Source organism: Micromonospora musae (assembly GCF_003626635.1).
In the GTDB taxonomy this organism is placed as follows: domain Bacteria; phylum Actinomycetota; class Actinomycetes; order Mycobacteriales; family Micromonosporaceae; genus Micromonospora; species Micromonospora musae.
This window is the reverse complement of the sequence record NZ_RAZT01000006.1, coordinates 135,707-159,227: the sequence shown is the minus strand read 5'-3', so window position 1 is coordinate 159,227 and position 23,521 is coordinate 135,707. Positions and strand designations below refer to the sequence as shown.

The following is a 23,521-nucleotide window of genomic DNA, read 5'->3' as shown; positions in this document are numbered from 1 at the left end:
ACGAGCCCCGGCCGATCCACCAGGATCGACCGGGGCTCGCCCCTTTCAGGAGCGCCGACGGTCACGACGCCGGCACCCGCCGAGCATGCACTCCACGGCCACGGCGGACGGAGACGACGGGAGGGCCGGCCCCGACGGGCCGGCCCTCCCACCTCCGGCTCAGGCGTGCGTAACGACACCCAGATCCGGCTCGAGGGTGATCGAGTCGACGTTGACGTTGCCGTTGTCGGTGGGCCCGAACACGATGTTCACGGCGTCACCCGCAGCGATCGGGAGCTCGACGGTGTACTCGGACCAGGTGTCCCAGTTCGCGAGCGTCGGCAGCCGCAGCACGACTGACGACGCCCCGCTGCTCAGGGTCATGGTCTGGGTGGCACCCATGGCGTTGGCGTACCGGATTCGGAGCGTGTAGTCGCCGTCCGCCGCCACGGCGGTGTTGAACCGCAGACCACTCTCCTTGGTCTTCAGACACGCCACGAATCCGCTGCCGGTGTAACCGGTGTGATCGGTCCGCAGACACGCCGCGCCGAGCAGCTGAGCGGCCTCCGCCTCGTGGCTGCGGGGACCGGCGGCGATCACGCCGGTGGAGGCGAGCAGCTCCGCCGCGACGTCGGGGGCGATCTGTCCGGCCGGGGCGGCCGTGACGAGGGCAGCGAGCCGGTCGAGCGCCGTGCGCATCGCCGTGCTGTCGCTCGCGGAAGCTGAACGCGCCGCCGCGGCGATCTCGTCAAGCAGCCGCTGCGACAGCGCCGGGGCGATGGTCCCGTCGTCGGTGGCCAGTCGTACGTCCCCGGCGATGGCGAGCAGCCCGCGAGCGTCGCCGAGCCGCACGGTGAGCAGGTCGTCGATCGCGGCCCGCGCCGGCACGCTCACCTCCGGCACCGGCAGGCGGTAGAGCTCCAGGCGCAGGTCCTGGAGGGCGAGCAGCCGGCCCGTCACATCGCCGTGCCGCAGCTCGGACTCGGCCTGGTTCAGCGGGTGTTGCAGCGTCGTGAGCGCCGACCGCGTCAGCTGCCGGGACTTCTGCAGCTGACGAATCAGCTCCAGCGTCGACCGGGTCTGGACGACCCGGACGGACTTACCGCGCGCGCCGTTCGGCGCACCGACTGCGACCTTGAAGTCGTCGTCCGGGACCTGGCTCGCGGGCAGGGTCAGCTCGACGGCGCCGCTGCCGTTCCCGGCGACCCGCACGGTCCGCGGCTCACCGACGGCACGCCCGTCGAGGAACAGTTGGGCGGGGACGGCCGCCACGGTGCTTCCGGTGTTGGCCAGCGACGCGGTCACGGTCAGCTGCTGCGTCTGCGCGTCCAGCGTGGCGTCCGCCGCGCCGAAGCTCACGCGGGCCGGGTCGTACCGGTCGAGCGTACGGCGGTCCTGCGCGGTCGCCGGTCGGATCCGGACGGCCTGTCCACCGCCGGCGACCAGCGACATGGTGAGCGCGGTCGACGAACGGACGAGCACCTTGCTGATCTCGATCGGCAGCGGGTTCCCGCGCCAGGTCGTCTCGGCCGCATCGGCGTAGATCTCGGCCACGTACTCGCCGTGGGACAGGAACGACAGGGGCATCTTCAGGACCCGGTCGTTCTCGTCGGTGATCGCACCGAGGTACCAGGTGTTGCCGTGACGTCGGGCCGTCGTCGTGAAGTCGCCGATGGCGCTGTCGAGCACCCGGCTCTCGTCCCAGGTGGTGGGCAGGTCCTTCAGGTACGCGAAGCCCGGGTGCGCGGCGTAGTTCTCCGGGGTGTCCGCCAGCATCTGCAGCGGGCTGTAGAAGATCGTGGAGAGCGCCAGCTGGGCGGCCGAGGTGGTCTGAACACGGGTGCCGAGCTTGCCCGGGTCCCAGGTCACGTTCAGCACGCCCGGGGTGTAGTCGGCGGGGCCGCCCATGAACCGGGTGAACGGAAGGATCGTGGCCTGCGCCGGCGGGTTGCCGCCCGCGCCCTTGTAGTTCTGCTGCTCCATCCCCGCGACGCCCTCGCCGGTCATCATGTTGGGGTAGGTACGGGCCAGGCCGGTCGGTTTGATCGCCTCGTGGGCGTCGATCGTGATGTGGTGCCGGGCCGCGGCGTCGATCACCCGCTGGTAGTGCCGGACGGCCTCCTGGTCGTAGTGGCTGCGGTTCACCCCGCCGAGCAGGAACTTGGTGGCGTAGCCGGTCTTGATCGCGTGGATCCCGAGCTCCTCGTACCGGGAGAAGATCTCCTCGAGGTGCGCGTCGTAGTAGTCGACGTCGCCCCGCGTCTCGTTGTGCGCGATGAACTGCACACCGTTCTGCGCGGCGTAGTCGAGCACCGCGGGCAGGTCGAAGTCGGGCTGCGGGGTGAGGAAGTCCTGGTTCGCCCAGGCGCCACCGGAGTTCGTGTTCCACCCCTCGGCCAGCACGAACTTCGAACCGGCCCGCTTCGCCAGGTCGATGTACTGCTTCACGCGAGCGGTGGTGGCCCCGTGGTTCGGCCCGTAGTTCCAGGTGGTCTGACGGCGCTGAAGCTCCCACCACACCCCGACGTACGTGGCGGGCTCGATCCAGGACGTGTCGCCGGCGCAGATCTCGCACGGGTCGTTCAGGTTCTCGATCAAGTGGGACTCGGCCAGGTCCCCGGGCCGCTCACCGATGGTCAGCGTCCGCCACGGGGTGGAGAACTCGCCGCGCAGCTTCGCCTTCGTGCCGTCCGGCAGACTGATCAGGTCGCTGGAGAACCGGCCCGGCTGACCCGGCACCGCCTTCAGCGTCATGCTCGGGTAGTCGGTCAGGTCGGCTTCGTGCACCACCAGGTAGGTGTTGCCGGTCGCCACCGTGATCGGCGTCTGCGCGGTCGGTACGGCCGACAGCGGCTGGTCGCGGTAGTGCTGCTCGTCGGCGTTCCAGTCCTTGCCGGCGGCGATGGACCAGCTCCTGGCGGTGGGTTCCAGACCGAACTCGGTCCGCTCGGCGGTCACGGTGTAGGCGTCCAGCCCCGCCTGGGCCGGGATGTGGTAGCGGAACCCGACGCCGTCGTCGAAGACGCGTACGACGATGTCCAGCCGGAATCCCGTGTCGGCCTGCACGGCGTGGACCGTGAGCTCGCGCGCGTGGTTGCGGACCTTGGCGTCCGTGCCCCAGAGCGGCTTCCACGTCTCGTCGATCGTGCGGCGTTCGACGGACTCGATGCTCATCGCCTGGGTCAGGCTGGGCCGTCCCGCCAGGTCGATGCCGAGCCCGGAAGCGCCGACGACCACCTTCCCGTGGTTCGTGACGCTGTAGGTGAGCCGGCCGTCCTCGGCGCTGATCGCGACGCCCAGCGATCCGTCGGGGGACTTCACCACCTGCCCGGCCCGCTCGGAGACCGCGGTCATGGCCGCGGGTGCGGCGGGAGCCACCGGCTCGGCCGCGCGCGCGGGCGCCGCGAGGAGCCCGGCGGAGAGTACGAGGGCTGTCGTCGTCGCCAGTCCGATTCTCAGCGTCGGCCTTCGGCCACCACTGTTCATTTGTCTGTCCCATCCTTGCCCGAAGCGGCCGTAACCCGGCCGAAATACTTCACGGACCCTAGGGACGCCGCGCGACAATGGTCAACAGCCAGATTCCCTGCGAATTAGGGCACTTTGCGCCGCAATTATGAAAGAAACGTTCTGTTACTCGGGTCACGGGCCGGCGGTATGAACGCGGCGGGGCGCAGGGTCCTCGACAGACGGTGACAATGGTCGGCCCATGAGCCGCCGGTCCCCAGTACTGCCGGGGGCGCTCCGCCGTGGACCGGCGAATCGCACCCGACCACCGCGAACTGGGAACCGGCGGCCCGGCGCCTACTGGTTTGTGACGACGACGTTGTCGAAGGCGGCGGCCGCGTTGTAGACGCGGACGCCCGACTTGCCGGACGCGTGGGTGGCGTCGGTGACCGAGATCCTCGGAGCGGTCAGGTCACCGACGTACACCTTGATCGACGACCCGACCGCCACCACCCGCAGGTGGTAGCTCTGGCCGGCGACGACCGGCAGCGGCGCCGAGCCGAGCAGCGTCCAGTTGTTGTCGGCCCGGCCGAGGATCACCCGCCCGGCCGGGGTGATCCCGGCGTAGTAACCGCGGTAGGCGTCGGTTCCGGTTCCCACGTTCGAGGCCCGGAACACCAGTCCGGCGTCGCCGATGCCCGAGGTGACCCGGACGTCGACGTCGTAGGTCGCGTTCACGTGGTTGTCGTCGAGCAGTGACTTCCCGCCGTAGGAGGCGCTCGTCCGGTACTGGCCGCCGCTGACCGACCAAGCGCCGCCGTACGTCTTCCAGCCGAGCGCGTTGCCGTCGGCGAAGTTGTCCTTCACGAGCATCTTCACCCGCTGGATCGTGCCGTCGGGGTTGAAGTTCATCCGGTCGTACGCGACCTGCCGGGCGTTGCCGCCGGTCTCCGAGAGCGGCCGGCGGTGGTAGAAGATGTACCAGGTGTCGGTGCCCGGAATGTTCAGCACCGAATTGTGCCCGGCGCCGCGCGCCACCGCGGAATCCTGCGCCAGCACCCGGTCGAGGCGGGTGAAGGGGCCGATGGGGGAGTCGGCCATCGCGTACGCCACCGAGTAGTTGGGCCCGGTCCAGCCGCCCTCCGACCACATCAGGTAGTACTTGCCGTTCCGCTTGAACATCTGCGAACCCTCGACGTACCCGCTCGGAGTGATCTCCTTGTACGTGGTGCCGTCGGCGAACGTGCCGAGGCTCGTCATGTCGGCGTTCAGTTTGGCGACGTTGGCGTGCCGCCAGCCGCCGTAGTAGATGTACGCCTGCCCGTCGTCGTCGATGAAGACGTCCTGGTCGATCGGCTGGGCGCCGTTGACGAACTGCGCGATCAGCGGGCGTCCGATCGCGTCGGTGTACGGCCCCTCGGGCCGGTCGGCCACCGCCACCCCGATCCCGCCGAGTTCGCTGTTGCTCTGGATGTCGTTGGCGGCGAAGTACAGGTAGTACTTGCCGTTGCGGGCGATCGGGGCGGGCGCCCAGACCGCGTACCGGGCCCAGCTCACGTTCGCGGTGGTGAGGACGTTCGGGTGCTTGGTCCAGTTGACCAGGTCGGTCGAGGAGAAGGCGTCGAGGTAGGTCTGTTCGGCGTACGGGCGGGACGAGGTCGGGAAGACGTAGAAGCGGTTGTTGTAGATCGCCACGTCGGGATCGGCGTACCACCCGGCCACGATCGGGTTGCCCGCCTCGGCGGTGGTGTACTCCGGCGGCGCGGCCGAGGCGGGAGCGGCCGCCACGGTGGCGGCGAGCACCCCCGCGACGGCGACGACCTTGCTGAGAACAGATCTAAGCATCGACATTTCACAATGCTTTCCGGTGGTGTTCGATGCCGTCAAGGTCTGCCCCGCACGACGCGAGGGGCACCCTCTCGCGAGGGTGCCCCTCCGGTTGCGTCACTGGTTGTCGCGGGCCGGCGAATCGTCAGCGGTGCGGGATCCCGGCGCGGCGGGCGGCCTGCTGACCGCCGAGGACCGGCAGGGAGAGGTGACTGACCTTGGTGTTGACGGTGATCGCCGGTAGCGAGGAGAGCGTCTGGGCCGAGTAGCTGCGGTAGCTGCCGACGATGATGACGCCGATCCGGTTGCCGGCGGAGAAGACGTAATCCTCCGGCAGCATCGGAATACTGATCTCGTACATCTTGCCGGGCGTCATGGGCTTGGGCGACGAGACCGAGTCCCGGTTCTGCCCGTCGCGGATGCCCTTGGTCACCCGCCACTGCGTGACGTCGGCCGGCCGGTACGCGATCGGCCGGTAGCAGCCGTCGTCGGTCGGGCTCGACTCGCCGTAGCACTCCTCGGGCAGCGTGGTCTGGACGACACCGTCACCGGATCGGCTGTTCTGGCGGCTCGGCCCGTACTCGACGAGCATCGCGCCGAAGTAGCCCTGATCGAGGCTCGACGACGCGGTGAGGTTGATGACCGGGGTGCCGGAGACGCGCAGGTCCTTCGCCAGCGGCGGCGACAGGAACGCCAGGCGGTTCCCGTTCGCCTGCTCCGGGTTGTTCATCATCGTGGCTTCGGTCTGGCTCGGGTTGTCGACGAACGAACGGGTCGTCGGGGCGCCCTTGGCCGGAGTGAGCGCGAGGTTCCCGGCGCTGTCGGCCGTCCCGGGGCGCATGAAGATGTTCACGTTGCCCGTGCCGGGGATCGGCCAGTCCGCGTGCTGCTCCCAGACGCCGGCGGACGGCTCCACGTCGACCTTCGGCTCGCGCGTGATCCCGTTGTTGACGCCCTGGAGCCAGTAGTCGAACCAGCGGTGCAGCGTGTCGACCCACACCTCCCGGCGGAACTCGAACGGGTCGATGTGCCCGACCCGGCCGGTCCACAGCTTGCGCGGCACGTCGTACTTCTTCAGCGCCTGCCAGAACTTGCTGAAGTGGTCGGCTCGGACGTTGTCGTCCTGGATGCCGTGCACGAGGAAGACGCTGGCCTTGATCTTCGCGGCGTCGTCCAGGTAGTTGCGCTCGGTCCAGAACGGCGTGTAGTCGCCGTGCTCGTCGCCGTCGCCGGCCGCGATCTCGTCCCAGACCGGGGCGCACCTGGCCTGGCGGGCCGGATCGTCATCCGTGATGGTCCGGGCGAGTGACCCGAGATAGTTGTTGCCGCGCGTGACGATGCCGTTGCCGCGGGTGTAGTCGTAGTAGTTGTACGGCCCGGCGATGGGAACGACTGTGGAGAGGCCCTTCACGCCGGAGACCGCCGCGGCCATCGCCAGGGATCCGTCGTACGACTTCCCGATCATCCCCGACTTGCCGTTGTGCCAGTCGACCACCACCGGATCGCCGTCGGCGTCGTGCGCGCTCCGCCGGCCGTTGAGCCAGTCGACCACGGCCGGCCCGGTGGCGTTCTCGTTGGCGCCCTGGATCGTCGGGCAGCCGGTGGAGCCGGCCGTGCCGGCCATGTCGACGAGCGCGACCGCGTAGCCGCGGGGCACGAAGTAGTTGTCGTAGAAGAGCGGCCACCGGTCGAGGAGGCCGTCACCGTCGACGTCCTCCTTGAGCTCCGACTCGTTTCCACGCCCCAGCGTCGCGTAGTACGGACTGTTGTCGATGATGACGGGCGCCTTCAGGCCGTCCTCGGTGGCGGCCGGCCGGATCAGGTCGACACGGATGACGTCCTTGACGCCGTCGCGGTCACTGTCGAAGTCACTGTCGACCCAGACCCGTTCGCGGATCGCATCGGTGTAGCCGAACACCGGCTGGGTGACCCCACCCGTCACGGTGACCCTCGGCGTCTTCACCGGCTCCGCGGCGATCGCCGGCGCCGACACGGCAAGCATCGTCATCACCGCGCCGACCGAAATGATCGTCCTCACGGCTTCCCTCCTCCTCCGGCCTGCGGGCACGCGCTTCTGACGCGCCGGCGCGACCATCACCGCACGCTACGAAAAGGGCGATTGATCGTCTTCCGGCAGATGCACGAAGTCCGCGGCGCGCCGCATAGGCATCTGCCGAGGCGCGGGCGCGGTCGTCGTCGAGCGACCGCGACCCGGCGACCGGTGCGGCCGAGCGGCGGCCGGCGGCGGGGGAACAGAGTCCGCTGCGCAGGGGGACTGGTTGATCGTCCGCCGCTGCGGAGTGCGTCGTCACGCCTGCGCCGCGTGCTCCGGGGTGGCCGGTTGTCGCCCCGGTCGGCAACATTGTCGAGCTCCGCGTTTCTCGCCGCGTTGACGAGATCGGGCCTATTGGTACGCCTATTGCCTCCAGGTAAAGCAAGACTCGCCTAATTAAGGTAAGGCTTGCTTTCGCGGATAACGACACTCCATCGAATTCGCGGAGGGCTGCCGCGGCAACGTTCCGCTGCTAGGGTGGCGCTATTCGAAATGGGATGGAGGATGCTTGCCGGCCGCGGTTTGGTTCTCCCGCTCAGTGGCAATTACAAGCTGGCATGCGAGTCGCCTGACCGGCGCGCTCATCTCCCGTGGACCTCGAGAGTGTGGAGGGCACCATGAAGACCCTGCTGCAATCGCCCCCGGTGCGTGAATGCGCCGCTACGGCGTGCAGTTTCAATGACAACGGCTGTCACGCCCCGGCGATCACCGTCGCCTCGACGGGTGATGCCGCATCCTGCGCGACGTTCGTGGAGTCGTCGGTGAGCGGCGGGATCGCGGAGGTGACCGGAGCTGTCGGCGCGTGCGCGCGTTCCGAGTGTGTCTACAACACCAACCTCGCCTGCACGGCCGAGTCCATCACCGTCGGTCCCGGCGCCACCGCCAGCGACTGCCTCACGTACCAGCCCGGCTGATCACCCCGACGTGACAGCGCCTCGACCAAGACAACAAGGGCCGAAGTCACGTTGTCATAGGTAAGGCTTACCTACTAAAGTCATGCCCTGGGCCGAGTTGACCTGCACTATCTGGCCGAGGGGACTGACATGGCGCTCCATCCAGCCGGGCGGCCGGCGGAGCTGGCGCACGCCGCTGGCGTCGACGCGACAGCGGAGGTGCCAGCGGCGGGAGCGCCCGAAGCCTCACTCGACCCGAACGCCGTGACAGCACGCTCAGCCCTGTCCACCAGTTCGTCGCTCCGGCTGGGACTCGGTGACAGCACCGTCGACCTCATCGACTCCCACGTCGTCCTGCCCGACGGTCAAGTGGTCCTCGCGATCGACGCGATGACCCGCACCGGTGGCCTTCTGGTCGCCGCGCGTGGCCGTCCAGGGGCGGTACGGCTCGACGTCACGCAACTCGTCCCCGTCGCCGTGCGGTCCCGCGTCCGAGCCAAGGTGTCGATGCGGGGCACCGTCCGCCGGTTCGACCCCGCGAGTCTGGACTCGTGCGACGATGACACCCTCCTGTCCCTGCTCGACCTGCCCCCCGTCGCGCTGTGGGCGGTGGAACCGGCCGACGTCCGCGTCACCCGCGACGACAGCGAAGCCACGACGAGTGTCACCGCCTACCGTGCCGCGCGTCCGGACCCGCTCGCCGCCACCGAAGCCGTACACCTGCAACACCTCAGCCGGCACCACCGGGATGTCCTCGACCGGCTCGCGACACTCGTCGACCCGGCGTTGACCGCCGAGTCGGCGCGGGTCGTGCCGGTCGCTGTCGACACCGCCGGCGTGGTGCTCCGTGCGGAGGCCCTCGACGGGTATGTCGACGTCCGGCTGGCGTTCGCCAAGCCGATCACCGGCAGCGCCGGCCTCCCCGAGGGGCTGCGGACGCTGCTCGCCGCGGCGGCAGGGCGCGGGCGTTCCCGCGCCACGGTTGACGTGGGACGCCCTCCGGCGGCCCCCTGCGATCTGCCCGCGACTGCCTGCGGCCTACCCACTGTGTGATACGAGCCGACCGGGCCGTGCAGCGACCGAAGGACCGGGGCCACATCGGTAGCCGGCCGATCCGCACATGCAGTGAGCCTTTTTCATCGTGACGGTGCAGGTCGCGGCAGGTGGAACGCTGGCGCGCCAGTGCCGCGGCGCCCGCCGTGTCGGCGGCGAAAATCGCTGTCCGGTTGTCGGAGCGCAGTGCTAGAAAGCCGGGGTGCACGAGTTCCTCACGTTCGCTGATCATCTGCGGCTGATCGGCGAACGGTCGACCGCCTTCCGCGCCGCGGTCGCGGCGGCGCCCAGCCTCGACATGCAGGTTCCGACCCATCCCGAGCGGACGCTGTTCGATCTCGTGCAACACGTGGGCATGGGCCGGCGCAAATCAGCCGCCATCGTCGCCGCAGGGCCTGCAGACGCGCCCCCGGAGAAGTCAGCTTGGGAGGACGGCATGGGCGCGCCTCGGGAACGCGAGGCTCTGCTGGCCTGGTGGACCGAGTCCGTCGAGCGACTGACGAGCGCGCTGCGTGAGGCTGGCCCGGACCGCGGTTGTTGGACGTGGTGGGGTGACTCGCAGTCACCCCAAACCTCTGGTGCCTGGGCGCGGCGACAGGTCCCCGAGATCGCGGTGCACACCTACGATGTCCAGCTCACTGTGGGAAACCCGGAGCCGCTGCCGGACGAGGTCGCCCTCGACGGGTTCGACGACTGCCAGTTCACCCTCTGCTCGACGGATGTCGCCTGGCCGCACGAACCCGCCGTCGTCGATTACTACGCCACTGAGGGCCGCTCCTGGCGCCTTCGGCTGTCCCGCAACGGGGCACGGGTCGCCCGCCTCGGCGAGCCCGCTGTCGGCGAGGCCCCGGACCCGGCCGACGCCTCCGCCCGGGGCACGGCCAGTGACCTGGTCCTGTTCTTTTACGGCCGTATACCGCCGGATTCTCTGAAGCTGGAGCTGGGCGGCGATCGTCGCATCTTCGACCAGCTCATCGCCTGGGACCCGTCCGTGTAACAACGATCCCTATTATCCCTGCGGAGGCCGGGTTCCCGACGTTTGAACGGTGTGCGGATGCGTCCGGTTCACGCGCCGGCGCCCGTGAAGAATCAATGGCACTGTTCGGGAATCTTTTTTGTTGAAATTGGGCTCTCCGTTGATGGGTTTTCTCGTTGCGGAGTTTCGTCGTCAGGAATTCCGAGGAAAAGCGTGTTTCCGGCCACCGATGACGGTCGCCGCGGCGGCTATCAGGAGGGCCAGCGCCGCCCAGGTGATCGACGCGGTACTCAGGCCCGATATCAGGAGACCACCGGTGAGTCCGCCGACCGCGATGGAGGCGGAGAAGACCGTGATGGTGACGGACTGGGCGACGTCGGCGGCGTCGCCTGTGGCGTTGATCGCCGCGCCGATGAAGAGGCTCGGGGAGCTGCCGAACGCGAAGCCCCACGCCGCGACGGCGACGTAGACCAGCACTGCCGCGCTGGTGAAGAGGGCCAGCACGAGCACGCTGGCCGCGAAGACCGCGGTGCTGCCCACCACCAGCTTGCGCAGGTGGCGGTCGATGTGCGTGCCGACCACGAGAACGCTGAGCACGGAGGTGACCCCGAACGCGAACAGCACCCACCCCGTCTGGCCGGCCATGCCCGCGTAGGAGAGGAAGTCGGTGATGTACGTGTAGAGGATGTTGTGCGCGACCATGTACGCGGCCAGCGCGAAGAGGATGGGACGCAGCCCGGGGATGACCAGGACCTGCGAGATCGTGAAACGTGCCTCGACCGGCTGGCCCAGCAGGTTCGGAAGGGTCGCCAGCACCCAGGCCATGGTCGCGACGGTCGCGGCGGCCGAGGCGTGGAAGGCGAGCTGCCAGCCGCCGAGACCGCTGAGCCAGGTCCCCACCGGGATACCGAGCGCAAGACCGATCGGGGTTCCGGCCAGGGCGATGGCGATGGCGCGTCCCTGCCGCCCCGCTGGTGCGAGACGGGCGGCGTAGCCACCGAGGAGCGGCCAGATGAGTCCGGTCCCCAGGCCGGCGACGAAGCGGAGGACCAGCGTCAGTTTGTAGTCGTCGGAGAGCGCGGTGAGCGCGTTGGTGACGGCGACCACACCCAGGGCGAGTTGCAGGACGTGCCTGCGTGGCCACCTGGTCGTTGCCCGCGCCAGGGGGATGGCGCCGAGCGCGGTGGCGAGCGCGTAGAGCGTGACGGTCTGACCGGTCAGTGAGACGCTCGTGCCGAGCGTGCGGCTCATCTCCGGCAGCAGCCCGGCCGGGAGGCATTCGGTGAGGATGCTGACGAAGCCGGCCAGGAAGAGGCCGAGCAGGGCCTTGCCGGGGAGGCGGTCCCGTCGGGCGACGGCTGGGGTCGGCGTTACGGATTCGGTGCTGGTGCGGCTCATGTGACGTTTCCCAGGCGGTACGTGGCCCGTCACGGCGCGGAGCGCCCTGGCGTGAGCCGGGACGAACTGCTGCAACCGTGACCTGAAGGGCCGAGGCGGGTCACGGCTCGCGGGCCGTGACTCAGGGACCCGTCGAGCCTGCTTCCGGCGCGCGAGGTCAACCGGACACCCGCTTCGCCCACGTCTCGGATGGCTACCACCGGCAGGGACAGGCTGAGTCGCCGAATCCGAGCAACACTTGAGAAATGGCAGTTCACCGCGCCGCCCGCAGCGGCCTCCCGGCCGTGCCGGAATCGGTTCCGGGGCCGGAGCCGGAGCGGCCCCTCGACCCGCGCGCGGAGCTGAGCGAGTTCCTCCGTACGCGCCGGGCCCGCCTCAAGCCGGCCGACGTGGGGCTCCTCGACCACAGCCGGCGGCGGCGCACACCGGGCCTGCGGCGGGAGGAGCTGGCGCAGCTCGCCGGGGTCTCCGCGGCGTACTACACCCGACTCGAACAGGGCAACGCCCGCAACGCCTCACGAGAGGTGCTGGACGCGATTTCCCGCGTACTCCAGCTCTCCGACGCCGAGCACACCCACCTGCTGCGCCTGGCGCGACCCAAGCGGGCCCGGCGGCAACCCGAATCTCCCCGCCAGCAGGTGCGGCCCGAGGTGCGAGAGCTGCTCACCGCGATGGAAGGCGTGCCGGCCTACGTGTGGGGCCGCCGCACCGACGTGCTGGCGTGGAACCAGACCGCCTCCGCCCTCTTCGGAGACTGGGCTGCCCGCGTCCCGCAGGAGCGGAACTGGGCCCGGTTCACCTTCCTCGACCCCGCGTCCCGAAAGTTGTTCACGGACTGGGAGGCCAAGGCGTACGACGTGGTGGGACAGCTGCGGCTGGGGGCCGGCCTGCACCTGGACGACGGACTGCTCGCCTCGCTGATCGGTGAACTCTCCCTCAAGAGCGAGGATTTCCGCAGGCTGTGGGCCGCCCACGACGTCAAGAAGAAGACGTACGGCACGATGCGCCTGTCGCATTCGCTGGTGGGTGACCTGACGCTGCGCTACGAGACCCTCGCGCTCCCCGGCGATCGGGAGCAGTCGCTCACGACCTACCACGCCGAGCCCGGCTCACAGTCGCAGGAGGCGCTGCGCCTGTTGGCCAGTTGGGGAGCGGATGCCACGCAAGAGCGACCGACCGGCGTCGCCGAACTGCCGGCCCCGGAACGCGGCGCGCAGCGTCAGGACTGACGCCACCACGCCAGCGCAGGCACGCACAGTAGTTGAGCGTATGCGGTGAGTAGCGCAACCCGTTGCGCGTCGCCCCCTGTCTCGTTTCGCCCTTCGGGTGGCGTGGATCCAGCTCCACGCCCCGACACCAGCCTGAGGCAAACGGGGGAAGCGATGGGATCTGTCCGGCGAAGACTGTCGGTGACATCGGTGGGGTTACTGGTGGCCGGTGCCGCCGGTCTCGGGCTGGCACCACCGGCGCTCGCGGCCCCGGGCGACGCCGCCGCCCGGGGAGTCGTCCTCGACCTGGTCGGGGACCCTGGCGACGAGTCGGTCCAGGCCCAGGGCACCTTCGCAAGCGTGACCGCCCCGCCCGGCGGCGGTACGAACAACGAGACGTCGGTCGACGTCACCCTCTCCGATCCGGAGAACGTCGTGGCCACCGGCACCGTCGCGGAGGTCACCGCCACCCGCGGGCCGGCCACCTCGACCGCCGTGTCCCGACTCGCCGACTTCACGCTGAGCGTCCTCGGCGTCGAGGTGCTGGACGTCTCCGAGTTGGCCGTGGGCGCCCGGTGCAGGCCCGACAACACCAGCGCCGAAGCCACCGGTGAGGACATCGCGGTCTTCGGTGAGCAGATCACCATCACCGACACGGCCCAGGAGTTCAGCGCGGACGTCACCGTCACCGGCCTCACCGACGCCACCCTGCACGCCGTCGTCGACCGGCAGCTCACCGGCACACCGAACAACGTGATCGGAATCAACGTGCGCGCGGTGCTCTCCGTCGCCGGCTTCGACGGCGTCGAACCGGTGCGGTTCTCGCTCGGGCAGGTGATCCTCGCGGAAGCCTCCTGCCAGAGCCCGTCGGCGGCGCCGCCGACGACCACGGCGATCTCACCGAGCTCCGGCCCGCAATCGGGCGGTCAGCAGGTGACGATCACCGGCACCGGCTTCGTGCCGAACGCCACGGAGGTGACCTTCGACGGCGTGGCGGCCACCAGTGTGGTCGTGACAACCGACGGAACGTCGTTGACGGCCGTGACACCGCCGGGGGCGACGGGCCCGGCCGCGGTGGTGGTCACCACGGCCGGCGGCTCGGCGCCCCCGTTGCCGTACACCTATCTGGCCGACGGCAGCGGCGCCGAGGTGACCGGTTTGACGCCGGGGGAGGGGCCGACCGCCGGCGGCACGACCGTGACGATCACGGGTTCCGAGTTCACCGGGGCGACCGGGGTGACCTTCGCCGGAGTGGCCGGCACCGGCTTCACCGTCAACCCGGCCGGCACCACGATCACGGTGGTGACCCCGCCGAACCCGGCGGGACCGGCGACCGTCGCGCTGGTCTTCCCGGCCGGCACCGCGAACGCCGGCACCTTCACCTACCGCCCGGTCGCGGTCGCGCCGACGATCGAGTCGCTCTCCCCGAACCAGGGTGGCACTGCGGGCGGCACCGTCGTGACCGTCCGGGGCAGCGGGTTCGTTCCGGGAGGGACCACCGTCGGCCTCTGCGGACGGACGATCGCCGCGGCTGAGGTCACCGTCGCGGCCGACGGCCGGTCGTTGACCTTCCGTACGCCGCCGTGCGCGGCGGGCGACGCCGCGGTCCGGGTCACCACGCCGGGTGGTACGTCGAACGAGGCTGCGTTCCACTACCGGGCGAACCTGCCGGTCACCGGCGCCTCGCTCGGCCTGCCCATCGCGGGCGGCCTCACGATGTTGCTCACCGGTGCGGCGCTGCTGCTGGCCGCCCGCAACCGCAGGAAGCCTGTCTGACCGGCCTGATCCGGCCGCGCCCCGATGCCCGAGGCGCGGCCCCGCGCCGCCCGGTCGGTGAGGAGACCCTCGCTGGCCGGGCGGCGCGGAGGCGCCGCCTCAGCGGTCATTCAGTCCAGGCAGAACTCGTTGCCCTCGACGTCCTGCATGACGAGGCACGACTCGTTCTCCTCGTCGGCGGGCAGTAGCTCCAGGCGGGTCGCACCGAGCGCGACCAGTCGCGCGCCTTCGGCCTCGAGTACGGCCACGCGCTCTTCTCCGACGAGCCCGGTGCCGGCGCGCACGTCGAGATGCACCCGGTTCTTGACGACCTTGCCTTCCGGAACGCGCTGGAAGAACAGCCGCGGCCCCACCCCCGACGGATCGGCGCAGGCGAACGCCGCATCCTGCTGCTCTGGCGGCAGCGAGCCGTTGTAATCGGCCCAGCTGGCGAAGCCCTCCGGAGGTGGCGGAACGACGTACCCCAACACCTCGCACCAGAAGCGGGCGACGCGCTCAGGTTCCGCGCAGTCGAAGGTGATCTGAACCTGCCTCACCGTTGCCATCGGTCAACCATAAGGGTGCGGCAGCACACGTTCCGACCCGGGACATTTGTCACCGCGCACCCGGTACCGGCGAATCTGCCGGCGCCGTCCGCGCGTCCATAGCGTGACGGGTATGCGTGACCTCCTCGTACGCCTCATTCGACAGAGCCGACAGCGGCCGCGGCACAAGGACTCCCAACCCGGAACCGTGATGCGGATCCTCAGGTGCGGCGCCCTGGTGCTGACCGTGCTGCTCACGGTGCAGACGGCCCCGGCGGCGGCCGCCCCGGCGACGACCGGGCCGGTGGTACGGACCGACCGCGGGCTGATCCGCGGGGTGACCGGCGACGGCTACCGGACCTTCCACGCGGTGCCGTACGCGGCGCCGCCGACCGGTGACCGTCGCTGGCGTGCTCCGCAACCGGTGACTGCCTGGTCCGGGATTCGCGACGGGCGCGAACCGCACGAGAAGTGCGCGCAGAACCCGATTTTCGGGTCGCCGGTCGGGGTCGAGGACTGCCTCTACCTGAGCGTCACCAAGCCCACCACGCCCGGCCCACACCCGGTGCTGGTGTTCGTACACGGCGGTAGCTTCCAGAACGGCTCGGGCGCCGACTACGACCCGACCCGACTCGTCACCCAGGGCGACCTGGTCGTGGTGACGATCAACTACCGGCTCGGGGTGTTCGGCTACCTGGGGCTGCCCGCGCTGGCGGGGTCCGGCACCTTCGGTCTTCAGGACCAGCAGGCAGCGCTGCGTTGGGTGCGGCGTAACGCGGCCGCGTTCGGCGGTGATCCCCGGAACGTGACCCTCGCCGGCCAGTCGGCGGGCGCGGAGAGCGTCTGCGCACAGCTCACCTCGCCGTCCGCCCGCGGCCTCTTCGACAAGGCGATCATGCAGTCCGGATCGTGCCTGACCGACTGGCCGGACGCACTCTTCCTGCCCGGCATCGAGGCCGGATCGCAGTTCAGCCCCCGCGCGAAGGTCGAGCAGACCGGCTCGGCTCTCGCTGCCACGCTCGGCTGCCCTGCCGGAGAGGCGCTCGCCTGCCTGCGCGCCGAGGATCCGGTGGTGCTGCTCAACGCGACGACCGGAACCGGCGTCGAGGCGTTCATCACCCCGGCGTACGGGACGGCACTGCTACCGGTCTCGCCGGCGGCGGCGGCGTTGCGGGCCGGGACGGCGCAGCGGGTTCCGGTGCTGGCCGGCAACAACCATGACGAGCACCGAGGAATCCTCGGCGTCCTCGAGATCACCCGAGGCGCCTACACCGCCGCCGACTACGAGGCGATGCTCGGGGCGGCGTTCGGCGGTCAGGCGCAACAGGTGGCCGCGCACTACCCGCTCGGAGCGTACGAGACGCCGGGCCTGGCGTGGGCGGCGGTTGCCACCGACCGGATCTGGGCCTGCCCGACCCTCACCACCCAGCGCCTGCTCGCCCGGCACGCGCCGACCTACGGCTACGAGTTCGCCGAGACGCACGGACCGGCGCTGACCGCGGACTACCCGTGGGGCGCCGCGCACGGGTACGAGCTGCCGTACCTTTTCGACGTCGCCGACTTCCTGACGGTCGGCACGGTGCAACCGGAGCTGGCCGCCGACATGATCAGCGCCTGGGCGCGCTTCGCGGCCACCGGGCGGGCGCCCTGGCCGGCCGTACGCCCGAACGCGGCAACGCCGTACCACCGGCTCTTCGCCGCCGATCGCACCGGCAACGTCGATCTGGCGGCCGAGCACCAGTGCTCGTTCTGGGACACCATCGCCGCGGGTGCCTGATCCGCATCAGGTCCGGCGCTGTCTGCGCGGCGCCGGACCTGATCGACGAGGCGCACCGGCCCTCGCCGTCCTGGCGTTGCTGCTGGTCGCCACTGAACTCGGTGTATGGCGACAGGCGCCAGAGAGTTCGACCACGCGCTGCCGACCGACGCGGGTCCAGGCTCAGCTGCTAGCGTCCGACAGCGCAGCGCGGCGCAGATGCTCCGCGAGCGCGCCGGTGACCCCGGACGCCGTCTCCGCCTTCGTACCCCAGGCCAGTAGGTGGTGCCGGCGTGACCAGGGCTCCTGGAGTTCGCACATCGCCAGCGGCTGGTTCGGGTCGACGGCACGACGCGGCACGACGGCCAACCCCACGCCGGCGGCGGCGAGCGCGACGACGGTGTTCAGGTTGGCGACGCTGGTGCGGTACCGGGGGACGGGGGCGTGCGCGCCCACGTGCTTCTCGATCCACCGTCGCAGCGACGCCCCGGCGTCGAGACCGACGAGCGGGTGCTCGGCGACCTCGCTGTAGGGCAGCGCGGTCCGCCCGGCGAGGACGCCGCCGGCCTGCCCGATGACCACGAGTGAGTCGTCGCCGAGGGGTTCGGTCGCCAAACCGCAGTCGCGCGCCTCGCCGTCGAGGACGATGCCCAGGTCCGCCTGACCGTCCGCGAGCCTCCGCACGATCTCCGGAGTGCGGCACTCGGCGATGGCCACGTCGGCGTCGGGATGTTCCCGGAGGAACGAGACCAGGGCCAGCGGCACCAGCCGGTGCATCGCCGAACCCCCGGCGAGCAGGACCAGCGGCTCGGCCGGAGGGCGACGGTAGCTCGCGACGGCGCCGTCGAGCCGCGCGGTCTGGGTGAGGACGTCTCGGGCGTGCCGCGCGAGCGCGGTGCCCGCGGGGGTGGGGCGGACGCCCCGCCGGCCCCGGATCAGCAGCGCCACTCCGGCGCTCTGTTCGAGCGCACGTACCCGGGCGCTCGCCGAGGGGAGGCTCAGGTGCATCCGGCCGGCGCCCGAGGTGATCGAACCCTCGGCGACGACGTGCAGGAAGAGGCGTAGGTCGTCCAGGTCGTACCGCATCCCGCTCAGCCTATGGCACAGCCTAAGGCTGGCTACGTCGATAGCGCATTGTGCGGCGCCGGCGGCGCGGTGATGCTCGGCTTCATGCCGGAGATGATGCTCGTGATGTTCGCCGGCCTCGCCGCCGGGGCGCTGAACGCGATCGGCGGCGGGGGGACCTTCGTGGCGCTGCCCGCCCTCGTCGCCGTCGGCGTGCCGCCGGTCACCGCGAACGCCTCGACGACCGTCGCCCTCGTACCCGGGTCCGTGGTGAGCGCCTGGGTCTACCGCAGAGAGCTCGGCCCGGTCGGGAAGACCTCTCTGACCGCGCTCACCACGGCCAGCGTGCTCGGCGGCGGGATCGGGGCCGTGCTGCTGCTGGCGCTGCCCTCCGCGACGTTCGACGCCGCGGTGCCGTGGCTGCTCGCCTTCGGCACGCTGGTCCTCGCCGTCGGACGCCGGCTCACCCGTGCCCTGACCGCCGCGCTGGGCCGGCCGCTCGACCTCGGCAGCCGCGCGATCCTGCTCGGGCAGTTCCTGCTGGCGATCTACGGCGGATACTTCGGCGGCGCCGTAGGCATCCTCATGCTGGCCCTGTGGGGGATCGGCCTCGGGCTCGACACCGCGAGCAGCAACCCGGCCCGAGTCGCCCAGGTCACCGCCGTCTACCTGACCGCGACCGCGTTCTTCCTCGTCGCCTCGGACGCCCTGAACGACCCGCTCCCGCTCGCCACGATGCTGGCCGGCGCGGTGGCCGGAGGCTTCGCCGGCGCCCACGTCGCGCGTCGCCTCTCCGCCCGGCTACTGCGCGGCATCATCCTGGCCACCGCCGCCACCATGACCATCCTCTACTTCCTGCGCGGGTGACCCGGCGCCGGACTGCGGCCGCGACCGTTCAATCCTCCGGCTCTGACGGCGGTGGTGGTTTCTTCGGGCCGAACCCGTAACGCACCGCCAGGAGCACGATGTACGCCACAAGGACGATGGTCAGAATGACGCACGCTATCCCCCCGGTGATGCCCATATCGCGAAATTATCGCGCTGTATGCACCGGGGAACTCGGTTTCGGGGATGCTCCATCAGGTGGAGGCTGAAGTGTTCCTGTGCCCCGCCCCGGGCTGCTCACTGCTCGCCGAGCAGGACGGCGGTCGGTAGCCGCCGGATGAGGATCGCCGGGACCAGCGCGGCGAGCACGGTCAGCAGCAGCGCCGCCGCGGTCGCCGCCACCGCCAGCGCCGCCAACCGGCCGTCCAGCCGGCCGACCAGCAGGACGACCGAGCCGAGGCCGCCGCCGACCCCGATGGCGCAGCCGAGCGCCCCGACGCCGAGTGCCTCGTAGACCAGCAGCCGGTTGAGCGTGGCGTCCGGCCACCCGATGGCCCGGAGCGTGGCGAACTCGGCGGCCCGTTCCCGCACGTTGAGGTAGAGCACGTCGGCCACGCCGAGCACCCCGAAGAGCAGCACTCCGCTGACCGCCAGCAGGTCCACCCCGCGTACCTGCACGGAGACCGCCTGACCGAGCAGCGAGCCGACCATGCCGTCGTTGAACGCCCAGAGCGCGGCGGCGATCAGCGTGGCGGCGCCGACGCCCGCGGCCAGGCTCACCGCTCCGACGAGGGTGCGCGCCGGCGTCCGTACCAGGTTGGCCGCCGCGAGCGCGGCGACGGTCCGCAGCGCGGTGGACCGCCGGGCCCGTACGGCGCTCGCCTGGAGCGCCGCCGCCGACCGGGTGCGGGCGGCCTGCAGCGCGGGCCAGGCACCGGCCACCGCGGTCAGCAGCACCGCGAGCGGCACGCAGAGCAGGGCCACCGTGCTGGAGACCCGTACCTCGGCGAGCCGACCGAGCGGCTGTGCCAGGGCGGCGCCGAGCAGCCCGGCGGCCAGCCCGAGCGCAGTGGTCTCGGCGAGGACCAGCAGGCTCAGCCGCCGGCCGGGCCAGCCGAGGCAGGCCAGGATGGCCAGCTCGCGTCGGCGGGTGCGGACCGCGGTGGAGACCGCATTGCCGACCAGCAGGGTGCACACCACCAGCAGCAACCCGAGCAGCAGGAGGTTCTTGCGGTCGACGGCGGTGACGATCTCGGCCGCCACGCCGGTGCGGGTGCGGGCCTCCAGCAGGGTCAGGTCGGGGCGGCCGAGCGGGCCGGCGGGCAGCAGCACCGGGCCGCGTACGGTCGAGCCGCCCAGCACGATCTCGACGGTCAGGCCGGTCCGCCGGACGATCTCGTCGGCCACCAACCGGACCCGCTCCCGGGCCACCTCGTCGAACCGGTCGATGCCGGCGACGCGGACCCGCACCGAGCTCAGCGGCGGGGCGGCCGACGCCGACCCGAGGCTCGCGTGGAGGTCGTGGGCGGCGGTCAGGGTGGTCAGCAGGTGGGGCGGCCGGTGTGGGTAGCCCAGTGGGTCGTCGCCGGGCAGCAGGGGCCGGTCGCCGAGCAGGTCCCGGGTACGCGCGTCGGCGCCCACCGGCGGGACCCGGCGGTAGAGGTCGAGTGCCTGTTGTGCGGCGCCGCCGACGGAGTCGAGCGCCTCCGGCGCGAAGCTGCCCACCGCGGTGACCGACCACTCCTGCGCCTGCCCCTCCAGGCTCATCGGGTCTCCCGTTCCGACGCCGCCGGCACTGAGCCAGGAGTCCCGCCAGACGTCGTCGATCGCCGGGTCGGTCGAGCCGGGCTCGCCGCTGCGGGGGAGCACCCGAGCGGTCCCGTCGGCCTGCGGTGCGTACGGCTGAGGTCGGGGCCGCAGCAGCGCCCGGACGCCGGAGAGCGGGGTACGTCCGGTCAGGGCGGCGTCGAGCCGGGCGCGGTAGAGCTGTGCCAGGTCGTGCTCGATGGTCCGCGGCGGCGCCTTCGCCGAGTCGCGGAGCAGCGGCCACAGCGCCTCCGTCGTGGCGCCGGGCACCCGGTCGGCGGTCCGGCCGGTCAGCCGGGACACGGCGACGTCGATCTGTTCGTCCACGGCGAGGTCGGCGGCGGCGAGCACCGGCAGCGTCAGCCCAGCCGGCCCCGTCGGGTTGAACGGGGAGGACGAGGTGTCGTGGGCGGCCGGGCCGACGGTGTCGGAGCCGGTCAGGTAGCGGCCCTGGCGCACCGCCCGATCCAGGCCGACCAGGCGCGTCTCGGCCGTCGGGTCGACCCCGGCCACCAGCGCCGGCATCACCGCCGGGAGCTGGATCTCCAGCCGGGCGGTGGCGGGTATCGCGGACGCCGGGCGGCCGAGCGTGATCACGGAGGCCAACCGGAAGGTGCCGTCTCCGAGCAGTTGGTAGGCCTGCACCTCGCTGACCTGGGTCCGTCGGGCGGTCGGTTCGAAGCTGCCCGCGGCGGTGGCGCACACCTGCAGGCGCCGACCGTCGGCCTGCACCTCCAGCGCGCCGCCCCCGCCGGTGCCGGGGCACTCGGCGGCGGAGCTGGTCTGGTCGACCCGGGTGCCGTCGGCGTAGACGAAGAGTCGCCGGTCGCCGCTGATCCGTGACAGCGGGATCAGCGGCCGGCGGGAGACGTACACGTAGGTCGGTGCGGCGGTCAGCGTGCTCAGCGCGCGGTCTCCGCTCACCTGCGGGGCGACCTCGATGACCTGCCGCTCGGCCGACCTGTCGACCCGGTCGGTCACGTCGATGGTCAGGTCGGGCCGGAGATCGGCGATGCCGAGGACCGCGAGCGGGGCGGCGACCTCGACGCCTTGAACACCCTCGATCCGCCGCCACTGGTCGAGGCTGATGCCGCCGTAGGCCGCGGTGGGCAGGCCCTGGTCGAGCAGGCCGCCGGCCGGCGCCGAGGGGTGGACCAGGATGTCGTACGACGCTCGGAACTGCGTGTCGACGGAGCCTCGGGCGACCAGCCGTGAGGTGCTGGCGGCTCCGGTGAGCACGGTGAACCCGGTGGTCGCGACCAGTACGGCGGTGAACACCGCCAGGCTTCGGCCGCGCGTGTGCCGTAGCTGGGACCAGACCATCCGCAACATCGGCGTGGCCTCTCCGCGTCTCGGCCCACGAACCGTCGAAGGGACTGTAAGTCGCGCGCCGGCGTGGTGGCGACCGGGCGACGAACCCGTTACTCGTTCGACGCCCCGCAGCGTCGGCTTCAGGCCAGCAGGCTCTCGCGCATCCGCGCGCCCGGATTGATCCCACCGACCACACCCCTGCCGTTCGGGTCGTGTACGTGGACGGTGTTGTTACGGCGCATCAGCTCCCGGACCGGCGGCGGCAGCCGGGGTGGCTCGTCCATGGCCGCGAGAATCTGAGCGGCGCTCGTGATCAGTCGATCGGCCAGGGCTGCCGCGTCGGTGTCGACCCGCACCCGGCCGTACTCCCAGCCGGCGGTGGTGAGGTCGAGCACCTCGAAGACGCTGGTCGCGAGTGGATTCGGGTCGGTCACGCGGTCGAGGCGGGACGCCCGGCCGCCGACGACCGTGACGGCGGCGGTCAGCTGCGCGTACGGGTGGAAGCCGGACGGCAACGCGAACAGCGGCCACCGCAGCGCGTGGCCCGCCTCCTTCCACAGGGGCCGGTAGTTCCGGCGGTGCACCAGGAGCCGACGACCGGTCCGTCGGTGTATCTCGTGGGCCTGAGCCTGTAGGTCCGCGTGGGCTTCGTCGGCGACCTGGCTCACGATCCGGGCCGCCACCACCAGGCCGTCGTCACCGTCGAGCATCGCGGTCACGGCCTCGACCTGCTCGGGAAAGCGCACCTGCGCGCCGGCGCCGTACCGGTGCTGGACGTCGTGGTGCAGCGCGGCCTGTCGCCCCGGGTCGAGTTGGACTCGCCTGCCGCCCAGCAATCGCCGCAGCCAATGCATTTCGCCTCGTTTCAGCATCGCCGTCCCGGACCGCGGCAATGCTAATGCGTGGGACTTTCCCCCTTCGGTGATGGGGTGGGGGAGCAGGCGAGCCAGGGCTCCTGGCCTTGTCCGGCGTCGGCGCCGGTGCCCGCGGGGCCGCGTGGGTCCACTGTCAGTGCTGCCGCGCGGCCTCCACTTCGGCGATGGCCTGACGGGCCTGCGCGGAACCGATGAACAGGTGCGTGCGCATGCCGAACGCCTCGGCGGCGCGGATGTTCTCGAGGCGGTCGTCGATGAACAGGATGCGTCCGGGCGCGAGGTCGAGGGCGCGGCAGCACCACCGGTACGCCTCCGGTTCGGGTTTCGCGTGCCCGATGCGGCAGGAGAAGGCGACCAGGTCGAAGTGCCGCAACCACTGGTGGTGCTGCTCGTAGTGCACTGCCAGCTCTTCCGGGATGTTCGACACCAACGCGAGCTGCCGCCCCGCGGCCGCCGCCTGTTCGACCAGGGCCACCATGTCGTCGTCGACAGCGCTCCAACTGGCGAGGTCCGCGGCGAGAAGGCGGCCGACCTGCTGGTCGTCGAAGGTCGCGCCGAGGGCGGACGCCACCTGCCGCCAGTACTCGGGCCCGGTCACCTCGCCACGGTCGTAGGGCGCCCGCAGCGCCCAGTACGCCTCCCAGAACTCGGGGGCCGAGGCGCCCGCCGTCGCCACCAGCAGCTCCTGACCGGCGGGAGACTGTTGGCGGGCGATGACGCCGAACAGGTCGAAGAGCAGGGTCTGCGGCATC

16 protein-coding genes are annotated in these 23,521 nt (G+C 71.2%); 7 read left to right on the top strand and 9 right to left on the bottom strand.

The genetic code is table 11. The features are described 5' to 3' along the window. Nucleotides 1-159: 159 nt before the first annotated feature. The 3 genes from D7044_RS13370 to D7044_RS13360 form a co-directional block, all read right to left on the bottom strand. Nucleotides 160-3,465, bottom strand: coding sequence for a glycoside hydrolase family 97 catalytic domain-containing protein (locus D7044_RS13370; RefSeq protein WP_120689031.1), 3,306 nt, complete (start codon nt 3,463-3,465; stop codon nt 160-162). A 315-nt stretch (nt 3,466-3,780) separates the two neighbouring features. Beyond that, complete coding sequence (locus D7044_RS13365) at nt 3,781-5,274, bottom strand: glycoside hydrolase family 43 protein (protein ID WP_233564971.1); 1,494 nt, start codon at nt 5,272-5,274, stop codon at nt 3,781-3,783. Nucleotides 5,275-5,395: 121 nt separating this feature from the next. After that, nucleotides 5,396-7,288 carry a CocE/NonD family hydrolase gene (locus D7044_RS13360; RefSeq protein ID WP_233564970.1) on the bottom strand — a complete coding sequence of 631 codons (1,893 nt, stop codon included), beginning with the start codon at nt 7,286-7,288 and terminating at the stop codon, nt 5,396-5,398. Nucleotides 7,289-7,920: 632 nt separating this feature from the next. Between D7044_RS13360 and D7044_RS13355 the strand changes: the two genes are divergently transcribed. The 3 genes from D7044_RS13355 to D7044_RS13345 all read left to right on the top strand — a co-directional run bounded on the left by D7044_RS13355 (nt 7,921) and on the right by D7044_RS13345 (nt 10,246). After that, nucleotides 7,921-8,217: a DUF1540 domain-containing protein gene (locus D7044_RS13355; protein WP_120676684.1), complete on the top strand. Its 297-nt coding sequence runs from the start codon at nt 7,921-7,923 to the stop codon at nt 8,215-8,217. Nucleotides 8,218-8,346: 129 nt separating this feature from the next. Next, nucleotides 8,347-9,249: a DUF2470 domain-containing protein gene (locus tag D7044_RS13350; RefSeq protein WP_120689028.1), complete on the top strand. Its 903-nt coding sequence runs from the start codon at nt 8,347-8,349 to the stop codon at nt 9,247-9,249. Between the two features lie 202 nt (nt 9,250-9,451). Continuing rightward, entirely contained in the window at nt 9,452-10,246 is a 795-nt protein-coding gene (locus tag D7044_RS13345) for a maleylpyruvate isomerase N-terminal domain-containing protein (protein WP_120689027.1), read from the top strand. Nucleotides 10,247-10,417: 171 nt separating this feature from the next. On the opposite strand, the gene D7044_RS13340 is transcribed toward D7044_RS13345, so the two are convergent. After that, nucleotides 10,418-11,623: an MFS transporter gene (locus D7044_RS13340; protein WP_120689026.1), complete on the bottom strand. Its 1,206-nt coding sequence runs from the start codon at nt 11,621-11,623 to the stop codon at nt 10,418-10,420. Nucleotides 11,624-11,868: 245 nt separating this feature from the next. Between D7044_RS13340 and D7044_RS13335 the strand changes: the two genes are divergently transcribed. Next, a complete protein-coding gene (locus D7044_RS13335; protein WP_120689025.1) occupies nt 11,869-12,852 on the top strand; it encodes a helix-turn-helix domain-containing protein in 984 nt (327 codons plus the stop codon). A 189-nt stretch (nt 12,853-13,041) separates the two neighbouring features. Then, nucleotides 13,042-14,607: an IPT/TIG domain-containing protein gene (locus D7044_RS13330; protein WP_147434650.1), complete on the top strand. Its 1,566-nt coding sequence runs from the start codon at nt 13,042-13,044 to the stop codon at nt 14,605-14,607. Nucleotides 14,608-14,717: 110 nt separating this feature from the next. On the opposite strand, the gene D7044_RS13325 is transcribed toward D7044_RS13330, so the two are convergent. Next, the gene (locus D7044_RS13325) at nt 14,718-15,152 is read right to left on the bottom strand and encodes a VOC family protein (RefSeq protein ID WP_120675646.1); all 435 of its coding nucleotides are present in this window, start codon (nt 15,150-15,152) and stop codon (nt 14,718-14,720) included. 112 nt (nt 15,153-15,264) lie between these two features. Here D7044_RS13325 and D7044_RS13320 point away from each other — a divergent pair, with 112 nt between their 5' ends. Next, nucleotides 15,265-16,908: a carboxylesterase/lipase family protein gene (locus D7044_RS13320; protein WP_199716608.1), complete on the top strand. Its 1,644-nt coding sequence runs from the start codon at nt 15,265-15,267 to the stop codon at nt 16,906-16,908. Nucleotides 16,909-17,070: 162 nt separating this feature from the next. Here D7044_RS13320 and D7044_RS13315 read toward each other — a convergent pair whose 3' ends face one another. Continuing rightward, complete coding sequence (locus tag D7044_RS13315) at nt 17,071-17,973, bottom strand: LysR family transcriptional regulator (RefSeq protein WP_120689019.1); 903 nt, start codon at nt 17,971-17,973, stop codon at nt 17,071-17,073. A 12-nt stretch (nt 17,974-17,985) separates the two neighbouring features. Here D7044_RS13315 and D7044_RS13310 point away from each other — a divergent pair, with 12 nt between their 5' ends. After that, nucleotides 17,986-18,819: a sulfite exporter TauE/SafE family protein gene (locus D7044_RS13310; protein ID WP_199716607.1), complete on the top strand. Its 834-nt coding sequence runs from the start codon at nt 17,986-17,988 to the stop codon at nt 18,817-18,819. A gap of 255 nt (nt 18,820-19,074) precedes the next feature. On the opposite strand, the gene D7044_RS13305 is transcribed toward D7044_RS13310, so the two are convergent. From D7044_RS13305 to D7044_RS13295, 3 genes are all read right to left on the bottom strand, one after another. Next, nucleotides 19,075-21,915: an FtsX-like permease family protein gene (locus tag D7044_RS13305; protein ID WP_147434649.1), complete on the bottom strand. Its 2,841-nt coding sequence runs from the start codon at nt 21,913-21,915 to the stop codon at nt 19,075-19,077. Between the two features lie 119 nt (nt 21,916-22,034). Further along, nucleotides 22,035-22,748, bottom strand: coding sequence for a hypothetical protein (locus tag D7044_RS13300; protein WP_120689016.1), 714 nt, complete (start codon nt 22,746-22,748; stop codon nt 22,035-22,037). 154 nt (nt 22,749-22,902) lie between these two features. Continuing rightward, nucleotides 22,903-23,520, bottom strand: coding sequence for an HAD family hydrolase (locus tag D7044_RS13295; protein WP_120689014.1), 618 nt, complete (start codon nt 23,518-23,520; stop codon nt 22,903-22,905). Nucleotide 23,521 lies beyond the last annotated feature (1 nt).